Origin of the sequence: Pacificimonas flava, from assembly GCF_000342165.1 — a bacterium.
GTDB classification, from domain to species: Bacteria; Pseudomonadota; Alphaproteobacteria; order Sphingomonadales; family Sphingomonadaceae; genus Pacificimonas; species Pacificimonas flava.
Genome location: NZ_AMRV01000002.1, coordinates 18,067 through 37,345 on the forward strand (window position 1 = coordinate 18,067; position 19,279 = coordinate 37,345).

Sequence of the window (19,279 nt, forward strand, 5' to 3'; positions counted from 1 at the left end):
GGTCTGGTTTAGTTAAAAAGGTTAGGAGCGCCTCGGGCGCGAAGCAGGCAAGCGCGAAGTGGCCAATGCTTTCGTGTGCATAGCGAGCGGTTCCCCGGTCCGGCGTGTGCATAGCGAGCGGTTCCCCGGTCCGGGAATTGTCAGGCCTGCTTCTCGCTCCTGGAAGTGCGACATCCGGTCGGCGTGCCGGCGCGTAGTGCAACCATGATGAAATCGAGTGTTTCGTCGAACCACGCATTTCCCGGCTCGAGAAGATCGGGAGCCATTCCGCTCACGATCTGGTGATGCGGGCTTATTACCAGAAAATCGAAGATGATCCGTGAGGTGGTGCCGGAAATTCGGACAGGGTGTTAAGCTCATCCCGACCTGAAGGAATGGACGGGAATGAAGACGACGAGGAAGCGCTACAGCGCGCAGTTCAAGGCCAAGGTGGCGATGGAAGCGATCCGGGGCGACCTGACTCTGGCGGAGCTGGCAGCGAAGCATGGCATCCACCATACGATGATCGGGACCTGGAAGCGTCAGGCGATGGACGGCATGGCTGGCCTGTTCGAAGGTGGCGATCAGGGTTCGAAGGCTGCCAGCGAGGCGGAAATCGAGAAGCTGCATGCCAAGATCGGGGAGTTGGTCGTGGAACGCGATTTTTTAGCCAAAGCCTCCGGTCGATGAGCGTGGCACGGAGGCGGTCTATGATCGAACCTGCTCATCAGCGCCTGTCGATCGCGGCGCAGTGCCGGCTGTTGTCGATCAGCCGGTCGTCCTATTATTACGCACGGGTGCCCGAGACCGAAGTGACGCTGGCGCTGATGCGGAGGATCGACGCGACGTTCCTGGACTGTCCCTGGTATGGCAGCCGGCAGATGGTCCGGCACCTACGGCGCAATGGCCACGACGTTGGGCGACGACGGGTGCGCCGGCTCATGGCAAAGATGGGCTTGTCGCCGATCTACCAGCGGCCGCGCACGAGCGATCCACACCCGCAACACCGGGTCTATCCCTATCTGCTGCGCAATCTGGCGATCGAGCGGCCGAACCATGTCTGGTGCGCGGATGTGACCTATATTCCGATGCGTCGGGGCTTCCTCTATCTGGTCGCCATCATGGACTGGGCGACAAGGAAGGTGCTGGCCTGGCGATTATCGAACACGATGGACACCGGCTTCTGTGTCGCGGCATTGGAGGAAGCACTGGCGCGCTTCGGCAGACCCGAGATCTTCAATACAGACCAAGGCAGCCAGTTCACCAGCTTCGCGTTCACCAGCGTGCTGCGCGATGCCGAGGTGCGCATCAGCATGGATGGCCGAGGCCGCTGGATGGATAACGTCTTTATCGAGCGACTGTGGCGATCTCTCAAATATGAATGCGTCTATCTCCACGCCTTTGAGACCGGTTCTGAGCTGCGGAACGGCCTTGCCCGGTGGGTCACCTATTACAACACGCAGCGACCGCACTCTGGTCTGGCGGGGCAAACCCCGGCAGAGGCCTATGGGCGGATCGAAGAAACAGATCATGGGGGGCATGCCCCCCATGATCTGATGACGAAACTGGCGGCATAATCACTACAAGGATGAGCTTAACTTCGCCGCCAAACTGTCCAAAAAGGCGGGACCACCTCAGAAGTCGCGGCGGCTATCGGCTACGATCAGCACGGTGACAAAAGTGTTATCCGGCAGGTAAATCACGCGATAAGGCGGTAGCGACAGCTGGCGGTAGGCACGGATCCCCAGCGCCTCTAGTTCCGGCGGCACGCAACCGCGCTCGGGATAATCGATCAGTTCCTCGATGCCCTTTACGAGCCGGTCGAGAAGTGCCTCTGCTCCATCGCTGCCTTCTGCACCGCGCTGTGCCAGGCGACGCCGGTAAATGCCCGAGAGGTCATGTTCGGCGCCCGCCGCAAGGCGGACCTGCACCTTGCTCTTCCCCACGGGTCAGCGACCACGGATACGGTCGGCCAAACCTTCCACGGAACGCGTCTGCTCTGCCGCCATCTCGTCTTGGCCAAGCGCCAGCAACTTGAGCAGTGCCAGGGATTCCTGGGTCGTCTCATAGCTGCCAACGTCCTGCAAAACGGCCTTTGCCTCGCCGTTCTGGGTAATGACCAACGGTGGCGCGCCGTCGCCCAGTTCACGGATCAGGTCGGCGCTGTGCGCCTTGAGGTAGCTGATTGGCTTGATACGGGTTTCGAGGTTCATATGGATAGTCCGGCCAGAATTTGGTCAGAATATAGTCCAGATAGACGCTTTCTTCAAGTACATGTTCGGCTTTCTGCAACCGCGAACAAAGCGGCCGTTTCCGGAGCCAAGTCGAGCCGTCGAAACCCGCCCTTCGTTCATTACCGTGATTGTCGGTTCAATGGCCGGTCTCAGGCGTCGCTTCTGGCCATCTCAGCGGCGAAATTGTCGTGGAAAGCAGTAACCGATCACCTGTTTCTGATGTGACTAGGCTTCGTGGACAAAGCTTGACCTGAGACTGAGCGCTTGATTCAAGGCTACCTTTTGGAGGCAGCGTTGGGCGAGCGGATCGGTGTAGCGGATGAGGAGTGGGCGCTGATCGGGCCGCTGCTGCCTGCTGAGCGCGGCCGTGGCTGCCGCCCTGCACAGGATAATCGCCGCTATTTCGAGGGCATGATGTGGATTGCCCGGACCGGTGCGCAATGGCGGCATTTGCCGGACGAGTATGGCAAGTGGAACAGCGTCTTCAGGCGGTATCGACGATGGGTCACGACCGGCGTGTTCGATGCCATGCTCGAGACGCTGGCCGAACTGGCAGGGCGCGATATCGCTGCCGACATGATCGATAGCACCGTGGTCCGGGCACATCATTGTGCAGTCGGCATAAAAAGGGGACTCAGCAAACCGAGGCTCTCGGCCGATCGCGCGGAGGCTTCACCACCAAGCTGCACGCCAGATGCGACGCGAGGGGCCTCCCGCTCGGCTTCGTGCTGACGCCCGGCCAGACGCATGATGTGCAGGGCTTTGGGCCCCTGTTCCGAATGATCGGCGAGCGGGTCGAGGCATTCCTGGCCGATCGCGGCTACGATGCCGACGCCATCCGCGAGCAAATCGCGGCCGCTGGCGTTGAAGCGGTGATCCCGGCCAAGAGCAATCGCCGCAATCCGGTCCCGCATGACCCGACTAAATACCGCTGGCGCAACCTGGTCGAGCGCCTGTTCAACAAACTGAAGAACTGGCGCAGGGTCGCCACCCGCTACGACAAAACCAAGGAATCCTATCTCGGCTTCGTCGCTCTCGCTTCAATCAAGCTCTGGATACCCTTTGTCCACGAAGCCTAGTTGGCTCGGAAATTGCGGGGCGATACAAGGTAGTCGCGATCAGCGAGCCAGTTCCAATCGGCACCAACTTATCAGCAGGTGAACCAGAGATGGGAATCGAAATCTGCGTCGAAGAAATCTAGGGATAGGCGAGCTTAACTTGCGTCCCGTCTGCTGAAGCTGCGCTAGAGAGTGGGCCAGTCAAGATTCGGGCGCAAAACGGAGATGATTAGCGCGCCAAAAATTGCCTTCACGCACCAAGAAGCGTCCCGGAAAGCCCCAGAATGTGCTGGAAAAGCCCGCACATTGTGTGGGGCCAATCGTAGGAACGCTTTCTACAATTCTGCTAAGAGTTGTTTAAAAACAAGACACTAAGGCAGTTGACTGGCGCACCCGACAGGATTCGAACCTGTGACCTCTGCCTTCGGAGGGCAGCGCTCTATCCAGCTGAGCTACGGGTGCATCTGTGAGTGCTGCGGGCGCTTAGCAAAAGGCGGGGTGCGAGGCCAAGCGCTATTCCTTGCCGGCGTGAAATTAGCGTGGCTGCGGCGGCGGCTCGGGCGCATGGCGGCAGAACCCAGAAAATGGACGGCATCCTGAAAGTGGACGGGGGCCGCGCGCCGGAACTCTGGCGCGCGGCGGACCCCTTTACGCAACAGATCGCCAAACTCCGCGATCCAGAGCCCATTCAGCATGCGCGGGGTGAATACCCGGTTTACGAACTCTTAAGCCGTGGTTTTGCCCTCATAGGCGCACAGGTCCGCCACCGGACACCGCCAGCACTCGGGCCGGCGCGCCTTGCAGAGGTGCCGCCCGTGCAGGATCAGATAGTGATGCGCATCCATGATATGCGCCTTCGGCACCACCGACATCAGCCGTTCCTCGACCGCCTCCACCGTCTTGCCCGGCGCAAGACCCGTCCGGTTCGACACGCGGAAGACATGGGTGTCGACGGCAAGCGTCGGTTCGCCGAACGCAGTGTTGAGAACGACGTTCGCGGTCTTGCGCCCTACCCCGGGAAGCGCCTCCAGCGCGGCGCGGCTGGACGGCACCCGGCCGTCATGTTCGGCGAGCAGCTTTTCCGACAGCGCGATGACGTTCCGCGCCTTCGAATTGTAGAGGCCGATCGTCTTTATGTGTTCGCGCAGCCCCTCCTCCCCCAGGGCGACCATGGCCGCGGGATCACGCACGTCCTGGAACAGAGCGCGGGTCGCCTTGTTGACGCCGACGTCGGTCGCCTGTGCGGACAGCACGACCGCAACCAGCAGCGTGAAGTCGTTGACATATTCCAGCTCGGTCTGGGGGTCGGGGTGCGCCTCTGCCAACCGGTCGAAGAAGGTCTCGATATCCTGCGTCTTCATGCCGCCCTGCCTAGCGTCCCCGGCGGGGGCTGATAAGATCGGCCGGCCATGGCGCGCGATTCCTTCGACCTGACGCTGCAGCCGCCGGCGCCGCTGGGCACCGATGCCGCACGGATCGTGATCGGCGTTACCGCGCTCGTCATGCTCCTCGCCGCCCTGCGCTTTCTCCTGGTGGGAGCCTGGCTCGTTCTGCCCTTCATGATCGTCGATCTGGCACTGCTCGTCTGGGCGTTTCGGGCCAGCCGCCGCGCCGCTCGAGCCTTCGAGCGCCTGCGCTTGACGGGCGATCGCCTGCTGGTCGAGCGTACCGATGCGCAGGGGCGGCAGGAACGCTGGGAACTGCCCCGCGCCTGGACGCGCGTCGAACTGGAGCAGCACGCGCCGCAGAACAGGCTCTGGCTGCGTCATCGCAGCCGGCGTCTGCTGATCGGCCGGCACCTCAACCGGCGCGAGCGCGGCGAAGTCTACGACGTCATCGCCGGCGCGCTCAATCGCTGAGGTCCGGTCGGCATGTCCCGGGGTACGGGCGACCACCGGCCGCCCGTGATCCGGTCTGTCAGCTTCGGCCGATGGAGCTGTATTCGAAACCCGCCTGGCGCATGTCCTCAGACGGGTAGACATTGCGCAGATCGACGAAGACCGGCGTCTCCATACTGTCCTTCAAGCGGCGAAGATCGAGCGCGCGGAACTCGTTCCATTCGGTGATCAGAACGACCGCGCTCGCGCCCTCGATCGCCTCATAGGCGCTGCCAACCATCTCGACGTCCGGCAGCATGGGCGCGGCAAGCTGCATCGCCGCCGGGTCATAGGCCGCCACGGAAGCACCCGCCTCGATCAGCCGCGGCAGGATGTCGAGCGACGGAGAATCGCGCATGTCGTCGGTGTTCGGCTTGAAGGCCAGGCCGAGCGCGGCGATGCGCTTGCCCTTTACCGAGCCGCCGCACGCCGCGATCACGCGGTCGGCCATGGCAAGCTTGCGGTCGTTGTTGACGTCCACGGTCGCCTGCACGATCCGCACCGGGGCGCCCGCCTCTTCGGCCGTGCGCAACAGGGCCAATGTATCCTTCGGAAAGCAGGATCCGCCATAGCCCGGCCCGGCATGCAGGAATTTCGGGCCGATGCGGTTGTCGAGGCCAATGCCCTTCGCCACCACCTGCACGTCCGCGCCGACCTTTTCGCACAGGTCGGCCATTTCGTTAATATAGCTGATCTTCACCGCCAGAAACGCGTTCGCGGCATATTTGATGAGCTCCGCTGTTTCGCGCTCCGCCACCAGCAGCGGCACTTCCCGCAGGGAGAGAGGCCGATAGATGCCCCGCAGCACCTCCTCGGCATGCGCATCGCTGACGCCCACGACGACGCGGTCGGGCCGCATGAAATCCTCGATGGCCGATCCCTCGCGCAGGAATTCCGGGTTCGAGGCCACCGAGATTTTCTTGTCCGGCGCCGCCTTGCGGGCGATGTCCTCGACCTCGCGGCCCGTGCCGACGGGAACGGTCGACTTGTTGACGATGACGCATGTTGCCGGCGCGGCCCTGGCGATCTCCTCCGCCGCGGCGTAGACATAGCTGAGATCGGCATGGCCATCGCCACGCCGGCTGGGCGTTCCAACCGCAATGAAGACCGCATCGGCATTTGCGACCGCGTCCTTCAGATCGGTGGTGAAGCGAAGACGGCCCGCCTCCACATTGCGTTCAACCAGCTTATCGAGGCCGGGCTCGTAGATCGGGATCTCGCCCTTGTCGAGGCGGGCAACGATCGTCTCGTTCTTGTCCACGCAGACGACGTCGTGGCCGAACTCCGAGAAACACGCGCCGGAAACAAGGCCGACATAGCCGGTGCCGATCATGGCGAGACGCATTGGCAGAACCCCTTTTCGTAACTGTATATCCGCGAATGGACGTAGCGTCCGGCGCGGCTCCTGACCAGCACCTTCGCACATGCAGCATTAGGTGGCATTCCCAGTTTCGGACGGGACGTTAGAAAAGACCGATGAACAGGCGTATCGAAACCCTTCGGCGCATGCTGCGCTTGCTGCTTGCCGCTGTCTTCGCCGCCGCGGGTGCCCTCCACATCATGGCGCCCGCCCCCTTCCTGTCGATCATGCCCCCCTGGGTGCCCGCGGCGACGGGCGTCATCCTCTGGACCGGCATCTGCGAGCTGCTGGGCGCTGCCGGTCTCCTGCTGCCGCCGCTCCGGCGGACAGCGGCCCTGGGCCTCTCGCTTTATACGGTTGCCGTCTACCCTGCGAACGTCCAGCACATGCTGAACGATATCGGCAGCGGGACCGGCCTTGGATGGAGCTATCACGCCCCGCGACTCTTGTTTCAGCCGGTCATCGTCTGGTGGTGCCTCTTCGCGGGCAGTCTGGTCAGCTGGCCGTTCCGCCGGCCACCGGAGACCTCGGGGCCGCCCGGCCAGGGCTAGACGGCCGAAAGCCGGTTGCGGCCATACTGCACCCTCATGCTGCGTCCTGCGGTCGCGGACGCGCTGCGTTGCTTCACGCTGCGGGTGAATATCCAGTCACAGCGCGCCTCCTCGCGCGTCAGCGTCACATGCCCATATCCCCGCTGCGCCGTATCGGCCCAGACGAGTTCAGGCGAACTATCGACCACGCCCCGCGCCACGACGGCGGGATCGGTGCGCGTAAAATAGGCCTCGAAGCCGGGTGAGGTGACCGAGGGCACGCCGAACTCGGCCCCGGCCGGCTGCCCACCCTCGAACAGGTCGAAGGCCCAGCTATTGTGGCTGTCCCCCGCCAGCACGAGCAGATTCGCGTCGGCCGCCTGGGCGCTTTGAAGCAGGCGCGCCCGGGCCGCCGGATAGCCGCCCCAGGCATCGAGATTGCTGGGTATGCCGAGCTTGGCGAGGCCGATGGCGGCGGCGACACGCTGCTGCACCGCCGGGGGCGCTGCCGGATCGATCCAGTCGCGGATCGCGCCGGGCGTCATTGCGGACCCCATGACGACCTGCTGCGCCAGAACCTGCCAACGCGTTCCGGTTCTTGTCGAGGCGGCCAGGCCTTCGGCCAGCCAGCGCTCCTGCTCGGCGCCGAGCATGTGCCGCGCGGGGTCCGGCCACACCTTGCCATGCAGGCGCGCCATCCCCGCCTCCAGACTTCCGGCTTCGGCGAACAGGGCCGGCAGGTCGATCTGCGCATCCCGTCCGGTGATTCGCGTTTCCAGCCGGAACAGGGTCGCGAGTTCGCCGATCTCATAAGCCGCATAGGGGGCGTCCGACATGGGCAGCCAATGATGATGGGCTGCCAGCGCAGCCGCCTTTCGCGCCGCCCACGGCCCCTCGGTCTCCGGCTGATGGTTCTCCGCTCCACCCGCCCAGGCATCGTTGGCGAACTCGTGATCGTCCCAGATCGCAATCATGGGATAAAGCTGATGCAGCCGCTGCAAGTCGCGGTCCGCGCGGTAGACCGCGTACCGCGCGTGATAGTCGGCCAGCCTGATCATCTCCGTGGCAGGATCGACATGGCGGCCGTCCACAATGTCCGCTTCCGCCGGATAGGTGCCGTCCGGATATTCGTAGAGGTAGTCGCCCAGATGCAGCACCAGGTCGATATCCTGCCGCCCGGCCGCGTGCGCATAGGCATTAAAGTAGCCGTAGGGCAGGTTCGAACAGCTGAAGACGGCCATGCGGAAGGGGTCCGACCCTTCCGCGGGAAGGGTCCGCGTACGGCCGACCGCCGAGACGCTGCCGTCAGGCGAGCGGAACCGGTAGAAATACCAGCGCGCCGGGTCGAGCCCGCCGACGGGCGCCTTCGCGCAGTGGTCGGTCTCTGCGGAGGCGCGCGCGGTGCCGGTCTTGACAATTCGCCCGAACTCGCTGTCCTCCGCGATCTCCCAGACCAGTTCCGTCCCGGCGTCCCCGAGCCCGACGAAACGCGTCCACAGCAGGATTGAATCCTGCGCCGGTTCCCCGGAGGCGACCCCATGGGTGAAGCCGCGCCCCATCGTTGCCGCCCGCAGGCCGTTCGGCAGGGCAAGCCCGGCGGCACCTCCCAAACCGGCAGCAAGGAAGTGGCGACGACGCAATTCAATGGACATGAGGCTTCTCGCCCTCCCCCGATGTGGAAAGTTCGCTTAGACCGCATTTATGACGAGGACTTTACGCCCCATCATCTTCGCCCGCTATCCCCGGCCCGGCCGCTGCAAGACGCGCCTGGAACCGGAACTTGGAGCCCACGGCGCCGCGGCGCTGCACGGACGGCTCGTCATGCACACTCTCTCCGCGCTTGCGCCCCTCGCCCCGCGACTGGCCTTTACGGGTGCGGAGGGAGCCGACGTGCGCGCCTGGCTGGGCGGCGATGTCGATATTCTGGAGCAAGCCGCAGGTGATCTTGGCGAAAGGCTGCTCGTCGCCATGGCCCGTCCGCCAGCCCTGATCGTCGGCAGCGACATCCCCGACATCGACGCCGCCGCCGTGGAAAGCGCCGCGCGGCATCTGTTCGACCACGACCTGGTCCTGGGGCCGGCGGAGGATGGCGGCTTCTGGCTGATCGGCGCGCGAGACGCACCGCCCCCCACCCTCTTCGACCATGTCGCATGGGGGACATCCACAGTTCTGGAGCAGGTGGAGGCGAATGCCGCCGCGCTCCGGCTGTCCGTCGCGCGGGCCAAGACGTTGGCCGACCTCGACCGCCCGCAGGATCTGGAGCGCTGGCCGCAGTTCAGACCGACATGAGGTTCGCCGTTATCATCCCCGCCTTGAACGAAGCAGACCAGATTGGTGGCGCAATCGCTTCGGCAGCAGGGGCGCAGGTGATCCTGGCGGACGGTGGCAGCACCGACGAGACGGCTGCGATCGCGGAGCGCGCAGGGGCCTCCGTCGTGGTCGAGACCAGCGGCCGGGGGCGTCAGGCGAACGCCGGCGCAGCCGCCGCGATCGCGCTGGGGGCGACTGCGCTCCTCTTTTTGCATGCCGACAGTCGGCTGCCGCCGGATTGGATGCCAGCCGCGGTCCGTGCGCTCGATCAACCGGACGTAGCGCTCGGCGCGTTCTCTCTGCGCATTGCCGATGCCCGCGTGCAAGAGCGCGTCGTTGCAGCGGGCGCCAATCTGCGCAGCCGCCTCCTCCGTCTTCCCTATGGGGACCAGGCGCTGTTCCTGCGACAGGACATGTTCGGCGCGCTAGGCGGTTTTCGGGCGCTGCCGATCATGGAGGATTTCGACCTGGTGCGCCGAGCGGGGCGCATTGGGCGCGTTCTTACACTGCCGCAGCGGGTTACCACGTCGCCGCGGCGCTGGCGCCGCATGGGCACCCTGCGCAGCGTCGCTCTGAATCAGGCAATGCTCGCCGGCTGGTCGCTCGGCATCGCGCCGGACCGGCTTGCAAGTCTCTACCGGCAAACGCGCTGACGGCGAGGATGCCGGCGACAGGCCGACCTGCCGCGCAAGACCCGCCCGCCGCGAGCCGGCCCATACCTGACGCAAGAGGTGGGCGCGCAAGTGGCAGAATGTTGTATATTGCCGCGAACGCTGCCGTTCCGGCACGGAGCGGGAGGCTTCGGATGGCGGCCCCCAAAAACCGGGAGAGGATATTTCATGGCGACGCAGTTGAAGACCCCGACCGACGTGAAAAGCCGGGTTTCGGAGGAGGAGTGGCAGGTGCGCACCGACCTTGCCGCCGCCTACCGGCTGGTGGCGCTCTATGGCTGGGACGACCTGATCTTCACGCACCTGTCGGCGCGCGTGCCGGGGCCGGAGCATCATTTCCTCATCAACCCCTACAATCTGATGTTCGAGGAGATCACCGCCTCCAGCCTCGTCAAGATCGATACGGAGGGGCATCCGGTCATGGAGACGCCCTACCTGACCAACCCGGCCGGCTTCACCATCCATTCGGCCATTCATATGGCGCGCGACGACGCCCATGCCGTTCTCCACCTCCACACCCCGCACGGTCAGGCGGTCAGCGCCATGTCGGAGGGACTGCTGCCGCACACGCAGACGGCGATGATCGCCAAGCACAATGTCGCCTATCACGACTATGAGGGCATCGCGACCGACCTGGAGGAGCGCGAGCGTCTGGTGGCGGACCTTGGCGAGAAGCACGCCATGATCCTCAGGAACCACGGCACGCTGACGGTCGGCGAGCGGGTCGCGGACGCCTTCCTGCGCATGTACTTCCTGGAACGGGCGTGCGAGGCGCAGGTCTACATGCTGTCGGCGGGGCGGGAGAACCTCAACACCCCGCCGCAGGGCGTGGAGGAGAAGGTCGCCGGCCAGACCGCGCCGCAGGGCATGGCAGCGGTCAGTCAGATGCTTGCCTGGCCCGCTCTTCTCAGAAAACTCGACCGCATCGACCCCGGCTTCCGCGACTGAGGCGCGCCGGGGCGTTTCAGGCCGCCTTGGAGCGGAGTTCGCTTTCGAGGCAGGTCCGGTCGCGGCCCTTCTGCTTTGCCAGGTAAAGCGCCGCGTCCGCCCGCATCTGGAGATTCTCCAGCGAATCGCTCGAGTTCAACTCGGCAATGCCGACCGAGAGGGTCACAGGGCCGACGCGTTCGCCATGTTCCTGCACGTTCAGGCGCTGGGTGCCGATGAAATCGCGCACCTGCTCACAAATGTCATGCGCCGCATCCAGGTCCTTGCCCGGCAGAACGATGACAAACTCCTCACCGCCATAGCGCGCCGGCAGGCCGATGCCGTGACAGAGTTTCTCAAGGTTCTCGCCGACCATGCGCAGCACCTCGTCACCGGTCCTGTGCCCCCATGTGTCGTTGAACACCTTGAAATTGTCTATGTCGCAAAAGGCCAGCGTCAGCGGCCGGCGATCCGCGACCGCGCGCGCGGCCTGAGCTTCCAGATAATTCTCGAACGCCTTGCGGTTGGCGAGACCTGTCAGCACGTCGATGCGACTCTCGGAGCGAAGCCGCTTCATGTCGCGCTTCAGCTCCATGATTTGCGTGCCGGAAATATCGAGGAGACGTTCGAGCGCGTTGCTCTTCTCGATCATCGCCTCCGTTGCCGTCAGCACCTCCTCCAGGCTGGGGAGCCCGCCCGACCGATCCTCCCGCTCGCGCCGCTCACTTGCGGCATAGAGATCGAACAGGCGCATGGAGAACCGGCGGGCATCGGCATCGGCGCCCTCCACGGCCTTTACGATGCGGCGCATCTGCGCCTGCGCGCGGGCCAGGAAATCCCACAGCTCCGGCTCTCCAATATCACCGTAAAGCTCGCGGCGAATCGCGTTCATCTCGCGGGGCCCAACGCGCCCTGCCTGGCGCTGAAGCGCCTCGACCGCGGAAACCAGATCGGGATCGGCACCCGTTACATAGCGATACCAGAAGTCGTAATTGGCCGGCGTCGGCTCAATCCCACCCGCCTGCATCAAAGCGCCGATCCGCTCCCAGATCCCCGTTTCCCGCATATGATCGTCGCTCGCCGTCATCCTGACGCAGCTATACGCGGGAGAGAGTTAATTTCGCCTTGTCGGCAAACGGCATTTCGCGCCTGCCTATCGCTTTCTCGGGGGCGGGCAGCCTATTTCAGGAAGGAGGGAATCGGACCGTTCCAGTCCGCGACCGCATCGTCGGCCGTGGGTTCGCCGTCCGCGCTACGCGCCGCCGAATCGCGCCCACCGCGCCTTGACCGCTCGTCCTCCCGCGCGCGCTTCGGCGGCGTGTCCTTCGCCGCCTTGCCCTTCCCGGCCGATTCCTTTGGGTCCTGCTTCGCATCGGCGCCGGCCGCCGCTTTGCCGCCGCCGCCCCTGCGGGAACGGGACCCACCGGGCGCCTTGGCCTTCGCCGGTACGTCTGCGTCCTTCTGCGCATCCTCCGCAGCAACGGCGTCGCCGGCGATCTTCTGTCCGATCAGCGACTCGATATTTTCCAGCAGTTCCGTATCGGAATCGGTGACCAGCGTCACAGCCACGCCTGTCGCGCCTGCGCGGCCCGTCCGGCCGATACGGTGGACATAATCCTCCGCATGAAGCGGAACGTCATAGTTCACCACATGGCTGACGCCCTTCACGTCGAGGCCGCGCGCAGCCACGTCGGAGGCGACGAGGACGTTGATCGCATCCGCCTTGAAATCCGCCATGGTCGCCATGCGGTCCTTCTGATCCATGTCGCCATGAATCTGGCCGGCCCGGAAACCGGCATCCTTCAGAACGTCCGTCAGCGTTTTCACATCGCGCTTCCGGTTACAGAAGACGATGGCGCTCCGCATGCCTTCGCTGCCGAGGATCTTGCGAAGCGCGCCGCGCTTGCCGCGCGGCCCGACATGCTGAACGGACTGCTCGATATTCTTGTTGGTGGACGACTGTCGCTCCACCTCGATCTGCTTCGGTGACGACATGAACTTGTCGGCCAGCTTCTTGATCGGCGGCGGCATGGTCGCGGAAAACAGCAGCGTCTGCCGGTTGCGGCCCAGCAGGCCGCAGATGCGCTCGACATCCGGGATGAAGCCCATGTCGAGCATGCGGTCGGCCTCGTCGATGACGAGGATGTCGACGCCCGACAACAGGATCTTGCCGCGTTCGAACTGGTCCAGAAGCCGGCCCGGCGTCGCGATCAGCACATCGACGCCCTTCGCCAGCGCCTTGTCCTGATCGCCGAAGCTGACGCCGCCGATGAGAAGCGCCATGCTGAGCTTCGAATTCTTGCCGTATTTTTCGAAGTTCTGCGCCACTTGATCGGCAAGCTCGCGCGTCGGCGCGATGATCAGGCTGCGCGGCATGCGCGCGCGGCTGCGGCCCTGGGACAGGATATCGATCATGGGCAGGACGAAGCTTGCCGTCTTGCCTGTGCCCGTCTGCGCGACGCCGACCACGTCCTTGCCCATCAACACAAGCGGTATCGCCTGCCGCTGAATGTCAGTGGGATCGGAGTATCCGCTGTCGGCGACTGCGCCGAGAAGCTCGTCCGAGAGGCCGAGTTGGTGAAAGCTCAAGGGTTCCGGGTTTCCGCTATTGCCGCGAATGATCAACGCGCGGCTTCGTCGAGGGCGCGGCGAAAGTCAAGGAAAGCGCGCGGGGCGAGCGAATGCGAAATGGAACCGCACCGCCCGTCAATGGCCGGCGGCCCTCTGCTCCGACACGCGCCGCTCCACGGCGCGGCGAATGTCGGGCGTGACGAAGGGTGTGATGTCACCGCCGAAAATCGCGATCTCCTTGACCAGACGGCTGGCGATGGGCTGCAGCGCGACGTCTGCCATCAGGAAGACGGTCTCGATCTCGTCGTTCAGCTGCTGGTTCATGCCCGCCATCTGATATTCATATTCGAAGTCGCTGACGGCGCGCAGACCGCGGACGATCATGCTGGCCCCCTGGCGCGCGGCGAAATCCATCAGAAGACCGTTGAAGGTGACGACCTCGATCGTGCCGTCGGCGATCTCCTTCACCTCGGCTTCGACATGCGCCTTGCGCTCGTCCAGGGAAAACATCGCGGTCTTGGAAGGATTGGTGCTGAGACCGATGAGAAGCTTGTCGACCAGCTTCGCGCCGCGGCGAATGATGTCGAGATGCCCGAGCGTGATGGGGTCGAAGGTCCCCGGATAGACGCCGATGCGCATGAAAGCTTCCCCTCCTCCATTGGCCGGCCGTTCGACCATCGAATGCGGGCGAAGGCAACAGGTTAGTTTTTGCAGTGCATCAAAATTCCGGCATCGTAACGCGCCGGGCACGTTTCAGTGATCGCGGGCGATCGCGAAGCGGGCCACGGCGCGCAGCAGATCGGCCTCCGCGCCGAAGCCATGCAGATGGTCGATCGCCTGATCGATCAGCATCCCCGCCTGGCTGCGCGCACGGTGAACGCCGAGAAGCGACACGAATGTCGCCTTTCCCTGCGCCGCATCCTTGCCGGCCGCCTTTCCGAGCGCGGAGGCGTCCCCCTCGACGTCGAGCAGATCGTCGGCAATCTGAAAGGCAAGGCCGAGATCGTGTGCATAGCCGCGAAGTTTCGTCCGGGCGGACGCGGAGGCCTTGCCCATGATCGCGCCCGCCTCCACGGCAAAGCCGATCAGCGCGCCGGTCTTCAACTGCTGTAGGCGCGTCGTCAGATTGAGGTCGAAACCGCCCTCTTCCGCCATCAGGTCCATCATCTGGCCGGCCGCCATGCCGCTGGTTCCGCTCGCCCGTGCAAGCTCCAGGCACAGGTCCGCGCGGACGGCCGCATCCTCGTGCGTGGCCGGATCGGCCAGAACTTCATAGGCAAAGGCCTGCAGCGCATCGCCGGCCAGAACCGCCGTCGCCTCGTCGAACGCCAGGTGCGTCGTGGGCTTGCCGCGTCGCTGGTCGTCGTCGTCCATGCACGGCAGGTCGTCGTGGATCAGCGAATAGACATGCACGCTTTCGGCCGCGATGGCGACGCGCAAAGCGCGCTCCTTGTCGACATGGAACAGGTCGCATGCCGCCACGCAAAGAAGCGGCCGCATCCGCTTGCCGCCGCCCATCGCTGCATAGCGCATCGCCTCCACCAGCCGCCGGCGCGGATCGGACGGGACCGGCAGCATCCGGTCGAATCGGCTGTCGACCGCTTGCGCCATCGCATCGAGCGCGGGCTTGAGCTGCGCGGCGGGGGTCATGTCCGGCGCCCTCAGGCGGGATCCAGCGGCTCGGTGCCAGCCGGATTCCCGGCGGCGTCCAGCCGAATCTTCTCGACGCGGACCCGCGCAGCCTCCAGCTTGCGCGCGCAAAGGTCCTTCATACGCTGGCCCTGCTCATAAAGTTCGATTGATTTTTCGAGCGGTGCGTCACCGCGTTCCAGCGTCTGAACGATCTGCTCCAGCCGCTTCAACGCAGCCTCGAAGTCCATATCGTCGCCGGCGTCTGCGGGCTCCCTCGGCGTTCCGGTCATCTCGCTCATGCTCGTCGTATTGGCTGCCGTACGGTGGACGGTCAACAGGGCTTGGAAGGGTGGCGGCGGCCGGCCGCGAGCCACCCCCGCAGCCGATGCCCGCCGCGCGAGGCCGGAGCGGAACTTATCGGTGATCCATGCCGCCCTGCCGCGCATAACGGGGTCCAGCCGGCAGCGGTTCGTCGAGGCCGTCTTGGGAGAGGTGCGGGGCAACATCGCTGCGGGCCGAGATCGACGCGTCGAGGGCTATGACGAGCGGATGGACCGCGAAGCCACGAAGCGCTGTCAGCAGCATGATCGTGGCCCCGCCGAACTCCGCCATTTCCTCGCTCAGGCTCCAGACCGGGTTCGGCCACAGCACGTTTGGCACGATGTCGATGACGACCCCGCCGAGAACGAGCAGGGCAAAGCCTGCCAGAAACGGCGTCTCCAGACTCCGCCAGCGAACCGAACTGCGCAGGAACGGGAGCAGGCACGCAAGAAGCGCCACGAGTCCCCCGCCCAGGAGCAATCCTTCCAGATGCAGTTTGCCCTCCGAACGGGTGTCGATGCTCGCCGGCTCGAAGAGCTTGCTGCGCACGAATTCCTGCGCGCGCTCATGCACGCTGGCAATTTCGTCGATGCCGAGGAAAAGGAGGAGAAGAGCGAGGAGGACCAGCGCCCGCTGGCCGCGTTCCGCCTCCTCCCCCAGCGCGAACACGCCAAGACACAGAGCGATCATCGAAAGCTTCAGGCCGGCATAGGCGGTCGGCAGCGAGTTTTCGAGCGGAAGGCCGAACAGCTCGGGAAGGGCGTAGGTCGGCATGGCCCCGGCCCACACTGCGGTCCCCGCCGCCAGCAGCACCAGGTCGGCCAGGACAACGGCCCAAACCATTCTCGCGATGTTCATAAAATTCCCCCCTTTTCCCAAAGGATAGGCGGGTTTCATAAAACTGTCACATCAATTCCGTCGCGGCACGCTTTGCCGCCTCTTCCTCCTCCAGTTCCTTGCGGCTCAGCTTTCCGATCATGGTTTTCGGCAGCGCGTCCCAGATTTCGAGCGCGGCGGCGCGCTCGTGCTTGCCGACATGCGCATTCAGGAAGGCGAGCAAATCCTCGACGTTCGCCGCCGCGCCCTCCTTCAAAGTGACGAAGGCCTTGGGCCGCTCACCGAGGCGAGCATCGGGGATGCCGATGACCAGCGCCTCCTTCACCGCCTCGTGCCGGTAGAGCACCGCCTCAAGGGCGCTCGGATAGATGTTGAAGCCGCCGACCAGGATCAGGTCCTTCAGCCGGTCGACGATATAAGCGTAGCCGTCGGCATCGAGATAGCCCACGTCGCCGGTACGCAGGCGCCCCTCCACGAACGTCGTTTCATTCGCCTCCGGACGGTTGTGGTAGCGCGTCAGGATTTGCGGCCCGGCTATGGTGATTTCGCCGCGCTCCCCCTGCGGCAGCACGGTTTCGGGATCCTCCTTGTCGACGATGACGATGCTGGTGCCCGGCAGCGGCTGGCCGATCGAGCCCGGCTTGCCGCCGGATTCATACGGGTTGCAGGACACGACGCCCGCGCTTTCCGTCAGGCCGTAGCCCTCGACAAGCTTCGCGCCCGTTTTTTCGATGAACGCGTTCCGCAATTCTTTCGCCATGGGAGCCCCGCCCGAAATGCAAATCTCGAGGGACGTCAGATCGTGCTTCGCGATATTCGGATGATCGAGAAAGGCCTGATACATGGTCGGCACGCCGGGTAATGATGCGATGCGGTGCCGCTCGATCAGGGCAAGCGCCTCCGTCAGCTCGAACTTGGGCATCATGACGATCCAGCCGCCCGCGATCACAGTGCGGTTGAGAACGCAGGTGTTCGCGAAAACATGGAAAAAGGGCAGCGCGCCGAGAATGGAATTGTTGCCCGGCGTGCCGGGGTCGATGCTGTTCACCTGCGCCGCGTTCACCGAAAGGTTCGCATGGGTAAGGACGGCCCCCTTCGGCCGGCCGGTGGTCCCGCCCGTATATTGAATGAGGGCGGTGTCGCTGTGGGCATCGAGGGTCTCGGCCTCGGCGAGCGGCGGGCCGTCCAGCAGGTCCGAAAATCGGCGGACGGTCGGCCCGTAATCGACGGCCGCCCGGTCGCCCCCCCGCAGCGCCCGGTAGGCCAGACCCTTCACCCGCGGCAAAACCTCCGGCAGATTGCCTACGACCAGAGTTTTCAGCTCTGTCTTCGCCTTGACCGCCGCAATCAGCGGATACAGTTGTTCCAGGTCGAGCGTGACCATGATCTCGGTGCCGGAATCCTGCACCTGAAAGATCAGTTCATCCTCTGAATAGAGCGGCGAGAAATTGACCACCGTTCCGCCCGCCATCAGCACCGCGTAATAGGCGATCACATATTGCGGGCAATTGGGCAGGAACAGACCGACCCGGAACCCCTTCGACACGCCCATCCGGCGGAACCCGGCCGCCGCGATGGCAACCTTCTCGGCAATGTCGCCATAGGTGAAGCGCCGACCCATGAAATCCAGGAACGGAGCGCCCGGCGCCTTGCCCGCCTGTTCGCTCAGGAGCTCATGGAGAAGGCGGGGCCGGAAGGCGGTATCCCATGGCACCGGGTGGTCGTAACGAAACGGCCAGGCCTTGCCGGTCTCTGACATGAAAGCGCTCCCTCGCATCGATGCTCGTCCCCCGCCGCGCTTCTAGCGCGCTATTGTCATCGGTGCCAATAGCTTTCGTCAGGCCTGCCAAAGGTCTGCGGCGCCGCGCTTGACGGTGCGGCTGGCAAGCCCTGCGTCCTCCAGCCAGCGAAGGTGGGCCATCGCCTCCCCGACCGCCATGCCCATCTCGCGATCGTCGATCTGTCGGCCGAACAGGATTTCAAAGGTTTGCATCGCCGTTCGCGGCCGGTCCGCCAGGTATCGCCGCAGCATGTCCAGCTTGTGCCGGTGATCCGCGTCCAGTTGCGACAGCCGCTCATGCAGACCGTGAAACGGAAATCCATGCGCGGGCAGCACGAGAAGATCGTTCGGCAGCGCGCGCAGCCTTTCGATCGAATCGAGCCAGTCGCCCAGCGGATTGGCCATGGGCTCGGTCTGGTGGACGGAGACGTTGGAGGTGATGCGCGGCAGCACCTGATCGCCCGCGATCATCAGCGTTCCGGCATCGTCGACCAAGCACGCATGTTCCGGCGTGTGACCGCTGCCGACGACCACCCGCCAGCGCCGCGCGCCGATCGTCAGGACGTCGCCGTCGGCAATGCGGGTATATTCGTCCGGCAGCGGAGAAATGGCGCTGGCGAACCGGCCCCAGCCATCCTCGCGCATCTTATCGAGCTGCGCCCGCGAATAGCCGGCTTTCTCGCTGAAGCGCATGGCGGCCTCCGGCGGCTCCTCGCGACGATCGCCCAGCAGCATGCGCGCGGTCAGATATTCGGTGCGGGTCATGACGAACTCGGCGCCCGTCTTGCGGCACAGCCAGCCGGCGAGGCCCAGATGATCGGGATGGTAATGCGTCGAAATCAGGCGCCCGACGGGTTTCTCCGCCAGGAGCTTTGCAAGGACGCCGCGCCAAACATCCTTGCAGGAGGACGCCGGAATGGCGGTGTCGACCAGCGTCCAATGATCGCCGCCGTCCAGAATCCAAAGGTTGATGTGGTCCAGGCTGAACGGCATCGGCATGCGCAGCCAGAAGACGCCGCTCGCCACCTCGTGCAGGTCGCCCGGCTCCGGGTGCCAGCGGCCCAGCGGGTAATGAAGGCCGCGGCGGGTTTCGCCCCGATCGGGCGGCTGGCTCAGGGACGTTTCGGTCATTCACCCGGATGTAGGCGAAGCCACGGGCTACGGACCCTATCTGTTTTCGGCGCCACCGGGG

At 64.7% G+C, this 19,279-nt stretch carries 19 protein-coding genes, 1 tRNA gene and 2 pseudogenes; 8 read left to right on the plus strand and 14 right to left on the minus strand.

Annotated features, from left to right (window positions below):
* Positions 1-384: 384 nt before the first annotated feature.
* A protein-coding gene (locus tag C725_RS02835) for an IS3 family transposase (protein ID WP_149864519.1) occupies positions 385-1,556 on the plus strand; the annotation gives its coding sequence in 2 pieces (ribosomal slippage) (positions 385-649 and positions 649-1,556; 1,173 coding nt in all).
* A gap of 57 nt (positions 1,557-1,613) precedes the next feature.
* Here C725_RS02835 and C725_RS02840 read toward each other — a convergent pair.
* The gene (locus C725_RS02840; protein ID WP_008600030.1) at positions 1,614-1,910 is read right to left on the minus strand and encodes a type II toxin-antitoxin system RelE/ParE family toxin; all 297 of its coding nucleotides are present in this window, start codon (positions 1,908-1,910) and stop codon (positions 1,614-1,616) included.
* An 18-nt stretch (positions 1,911-1,928) separates the two neighbouring features.
* Positions 1,929-2,192 (minus strand): type II toxin-antitoxin system Phd/YefM family antitoxin, encoded by a 264-nt coding sequence (locus C725_RS02845; protein WP_008600031.1) that lies wholly within the window; start codon positions 2,190-2,192, stop codon positions 1,929-1,931.
* Between the two features lie 315 nt (positions 2,193-2,507).
* Between C725_RS02845 and C725_RS16095 the strand changes: the two are divergent.
* Positions 2,508-3,292: pseudogene (locus C725_RS16095) on the plus strand (IS5 family transposase).
* 364 nt (positions 3,293-3,656) lie between these two features.
* Here the strand turns inward: C725_RS16095 and C725_RS02860 are convergent.
* Both C725_RS02860 and nth read right to left on the minus strand, forming a co-directional pair.
* Positions 3,657-3,733 (minus strand) — tRNA-Arg (locus C725_RS02860).
* A gap of 263 nt (positions 3,734-3,996) precedes the next feature.
* Positions 3,997-4,632 carry an endonuclease III gene (gene nth / locus C725_RS02865; protein WP_008600034.1) on the minus strand — a complete coding sequence of 212 codons (636 nt, stop codon included), beginning with the start codon at positions 4,630-4,632 and terminating at the stop codon, positions 3,997-3,999.
* Between the two features lie 48 nt (positions 4,633-4,680).
* Here nth and C725_RS15170 point away from each other — a divergent pair, with 48 nt between their 5' ends.
* Complete coding sequence (locus C725_RS15170) at positions 4,681-5,130, plus strand: DUF2244 domain-containing protein (RefSeq protein ID WP_008600035.1); 450 nt, start codon at positions 4,681-4,683, stop codon at positions 5,128-5,130.
* A gap of 58 nt (positions 5,131-5,188) precedes the next feature.
* On the opposite strand, the gene C725_RS02875 is transcribed toward C725_RS15170, so the two are convergent.
* On the minus strand, positions 5,189-6,493 hold the full coding sequence (locus C725_RS02875; RefSeq protein WP_008600037.1) for a UDP-glucose dehydrogenase family protein: 1,305 nt from the start codon (positions 6,491-6,493) through the stop codon (positions 5,189-5,191).
* Between the two features lie 131 nt (positions 6,494-6,624).
* On the opposite strand from C725_RS02875, the gene C725_RS02880 reads away from it, so the two are divergent.
* Positions 6,625-7,059: a DoxX family protein gene (locus C725_RS02880; RefSeq protein ID WP_008600038.1), complete on the plus strand. Its 435-nt coding sequence runs from the start codon at positions 6,625-6,627 to the stop codon at positions 7,057-7,059.
* Here C725_RS02880 and C725_RS02885 read toward each other — a convergent pair.
* Entirely contained in the window at positions 7,056-8,690 is a 1,635-nt protein-coding gene (locus C725_RS02885) for an alkaline phosphatase D family protein (RefSeq protein WP_038281391.1), read from the minus strand. The two genes, C725_RS02880 and C725_RS02885, sit on opposite strands and share 4 nt — an antisense overlap.
* A 49-nt stretch (positions 8,691-8,739) precedes the next feature.
* Here C725_RS02885 and C725_RS02890 point away from each other — a divergent pair, with 49 nt between their 5' ends.
* The 4 genes and pseudogenes from C725_RS02890 to C725_RS02900 all read left to right on the plus strand — a co-directional run bounded on the left by C725_RS02890 (position 8,740) and on the right by C725_RS02900 (position 10,967).
* Positions 8,740-9,327, plus strand: coding sequence for a TIGR04282 family arsenosugar biosynthesis glycosyltransferase (locus C725_RS02890; RefSeq protein WP_008600042.1), 588 nt, complete (start codon positions 8,740-8,742; stop codon positions 9,325-9,327).
* Positions 9,324-10,001, plus strand: coding sequence for a TIGR04283 family arsenosugar biosynthesis glycosyltransferase (locus tag C725_RS02895; RefSeq protein WP_038281394.1), 678 nt, complete (start codon positions 9,324-9,326; stop codon positions 9,999-10,001). Before C725_RS02890 ends, C725_RS02895 begins: the two co-directional genes overlap by 4 nt.
* A gap of 73 nt (positions 10,002-10,074) precedes the next feature.
* Positions 10,075-10,203 (plus strand): annotated as a pseudogene (locus tag C725_RS16895) (DUF2256 domain-containing protein); the annotation flags it as partial.
* Entirely contained in the window at positions 10,188-10,967 is a 780-nt protein-coding gene (locus C725_RS02900) for a class II aldolase/adducin family protein (protein ID WP_008600045.1), read from the plus strand. The pseudogene C725_RS16895 and the gene C725_RS02900, both read left to right, overlap by 16 nt.
* A gap of 16 nt (positions 10,968-10,983) precedes the next feature.
* On the opposite strand, the gene C725_RS02905 is transcribed toward C725_RS02900, so the two are convergent.
* The 8 genes from C725_RS02905 to C725_RS02940 all read right to left on the minus strand — a co-directional run bounded on the left by C725_RS02905 (position 10,984) and on the right by C725_RS02940 (position 19,218).
* The gene (locus tag C725_RS02905) at positions 10,984-12,033 is read right to left on the minus strand and encodes a GGDEF domain-containing protein (RefSeq protein ID WP_008600047.1); all 1,050 of its coding nucleotides are present in this window, start codon (positions 12,031-12,033) and stop codon (positions 10,984-10,986) included.
* Between the two features lie 92 nt (positions 12,034-12,125).
* The gene (locus C725_RS02910; protein ID WP_038281527.1) at positions 12,126-13,535 is read right to left on the minus strand and encodes a DEAD/DEAH box helicase; all 1,410 of its coding nucleotides are present in this window, start codon (positions 13,533-13,535) and stop codon (positions 12,126-12,128) included.
* 117 nt (positions 13,536-13,652) lie between these two features.
* Positions 13,653-14,156 (minus strand): pantetheine-phosphate adenylyltransferase, encoded by a 504-nt coding sequence (gene coaD / locus C725_RS02915; RefSeq protein WP_008600049.1) that lies wholly within the window; start codon positions 14,154-14,156, stop codon positions 13,653-13,655.
* Positions 14,157-14,270: 114 nt separating this feature from the next.
* Positions 14,271-15,167: a polyprenyl synthetase family protein gene (locus tag C725_RS02920; RefSeq protein ID WP_008600050.1), complete on the minus strand. Its 897-nt coding sequence runs from the start codon at positions 15,165-15,167 to the stop codon at positions 14,271-14,273.
* Between the two features lie 11 nt (positions 15,168-15,178).
* A complete protein-coding gene (locus C725_RS02925) occupies positions 15,179-15,448 on the minus strand; it encodes an exodeoxyribonuclease VII small subunit (protein WP_008600051.1) in 270 nt (89 codons plus the stop codon).
* Positions 15,449-15,563: 115 nt separating this feature from the next.
* Positions 15,564-16,328 (minus strand): hypothetical protein, encoded by a 765-nt coding sequence (locus tag C725_RS02930; protein WP_008600052.1) that lies wholly within the window; start codon positions 16,326-16,328, stop codon positions 15,564-15,566.
* A 46-nt stretch (positions 16,329-16,374) separates the two neighbouring features.
* Positions 16,375-18,066 (minus strand): AMP-binding protein, encoded by a 1,692-nt coding sequence (locus C725_RS02935; RefSeq protein WP_008600053.1) that lies wholly within the window; start codon positions 18,064-18,066, stop codon positions 16,375-16,377.
* Positions 18,067-18,144: 78 nt separating this feature from the next.
* On the minus strand, positions 18,145-19,218 hold the full coding sequence (locus tag C725_RS02940) for an MBL fold metallo-hydrolase (RefSeq protein ID WP_008600054.1): 1,074 nt from the start codon (positions 19,216-19,218) through the stop codon (positions 18,145-18,147).
* Positions 19,219-19,279 lie beyond the last annotated feature (61 nt).

Bases quoted from the DNA above. Each gene is read 5' to 3' on its own strand.
- C725_RS02925 (WP_008600051.1), bottom strand. From the start codon at position 15,448: ATGAGCGAGATGACCGGAACGCCGAGGGAGCCCGCAGACGCCGGCGAC.
- C725_RS02940 (WP_008600054.1), bottom strand. From the start codon at position 19,218: ATGACCGAAACGTCCCTGAGCCAGCCGCCCGATCGGGGCGAAACCCGC.
- C725_RS02845 (WP_008600031.1), bottom strand. From the start codon at position 2,192: ATGAACCTCGAAACCCGTATCAAGCCAATCAGCTACCTCAAGGCGCAC.
- nth (WP_008600034.1), bottom strand. From the start codon at position 4,632: ATGAAGACGCAGGATATCGAGACCTTCTTCGACCGGTTGGCAGAGGCG.
- C725_RS02905 (WP_008600047.1), bottom strand. From the start codon at position 12,033: ATGACGGCGAGCGACGATCATATGCGGGAAACGGGGATCTGGGAGCGG.
- C725_RS02895 (WP_038281394.1), top strand. From the start codon at position 9,324: ATGAGGTTCGCCGTTATCATCCCCGCCTTGAACGAAGCAGACCAGATT.
- C725_RS02890 (WP_008600042.1), top strand. From the start codon at position 8,740: ATGACGAGGACTTTACGCCCCATCATCTTCGCCCGCTATCCCCGGCCC.
- C725_RS02885 (WP_038281391.1), bottom strand. From the start codon at position 8,690: ATGTCCATTGAATTGCGTCGTCGCCACTTCCTTGCTGCCGGTTTGGGA.
- C725_RS02935 (WP_008600053.1), bottom strand. From the start codon at position 18,066: ATGTCAGAGACCGGCAAGGCCTGGCCGTTTCGTTACGACCACCCGGTG.
- C725_RS15170 (WP_008600035.1), top strand. From the start codon at position 4,681: ATGGCGCGCGATTCCTTCGACCTGACGCTGCAGCCGCCGGCGCCGCTG.
- C725_RS02875 (WP_008600037.1), bottom strand. From the start codon at position 6,493: ATGCGTCTCGCCATGATCGGCACCGGCTATGTCGGCCTTGTTTCCGGC.
- C725_RS02930 (WP_008600052.1), bottom strand. From the start codon at position 16,328: ATGAACATCGCGAGAATGGTTTGGGCCGTTGTCCTGGCCGACCTGGTG.
- C725_RS02920 (WP_008600050.1), bottom strand. From the start codon at position 15,167: ATGACCCCCGCCGCGCAGCTCAAGCCCGCGCTCGATGCGATGGCGCAA.
- C725_RS02900 (WP_008600045.1), top strand. From the start codon at position 10,188: ATGGCGACGCAGTTGAAGACCCCGACCGACGTGAAAAGCCGGGTTTCG.
- C725_RS02880 (WP_008600038.1), top strand. From the start codon at position 6,625: ATGAACAGGCGTATCGAAACCCTTCGGCGCATGCTGCGCTTGCTGCTT.
- coaD (WP_008600049.1), bottom strand. From the start codon at position 14,156: ATGCGCATCGGCGTCTATCCGGGGACCTTCGACCCCATCACGCTCGGG.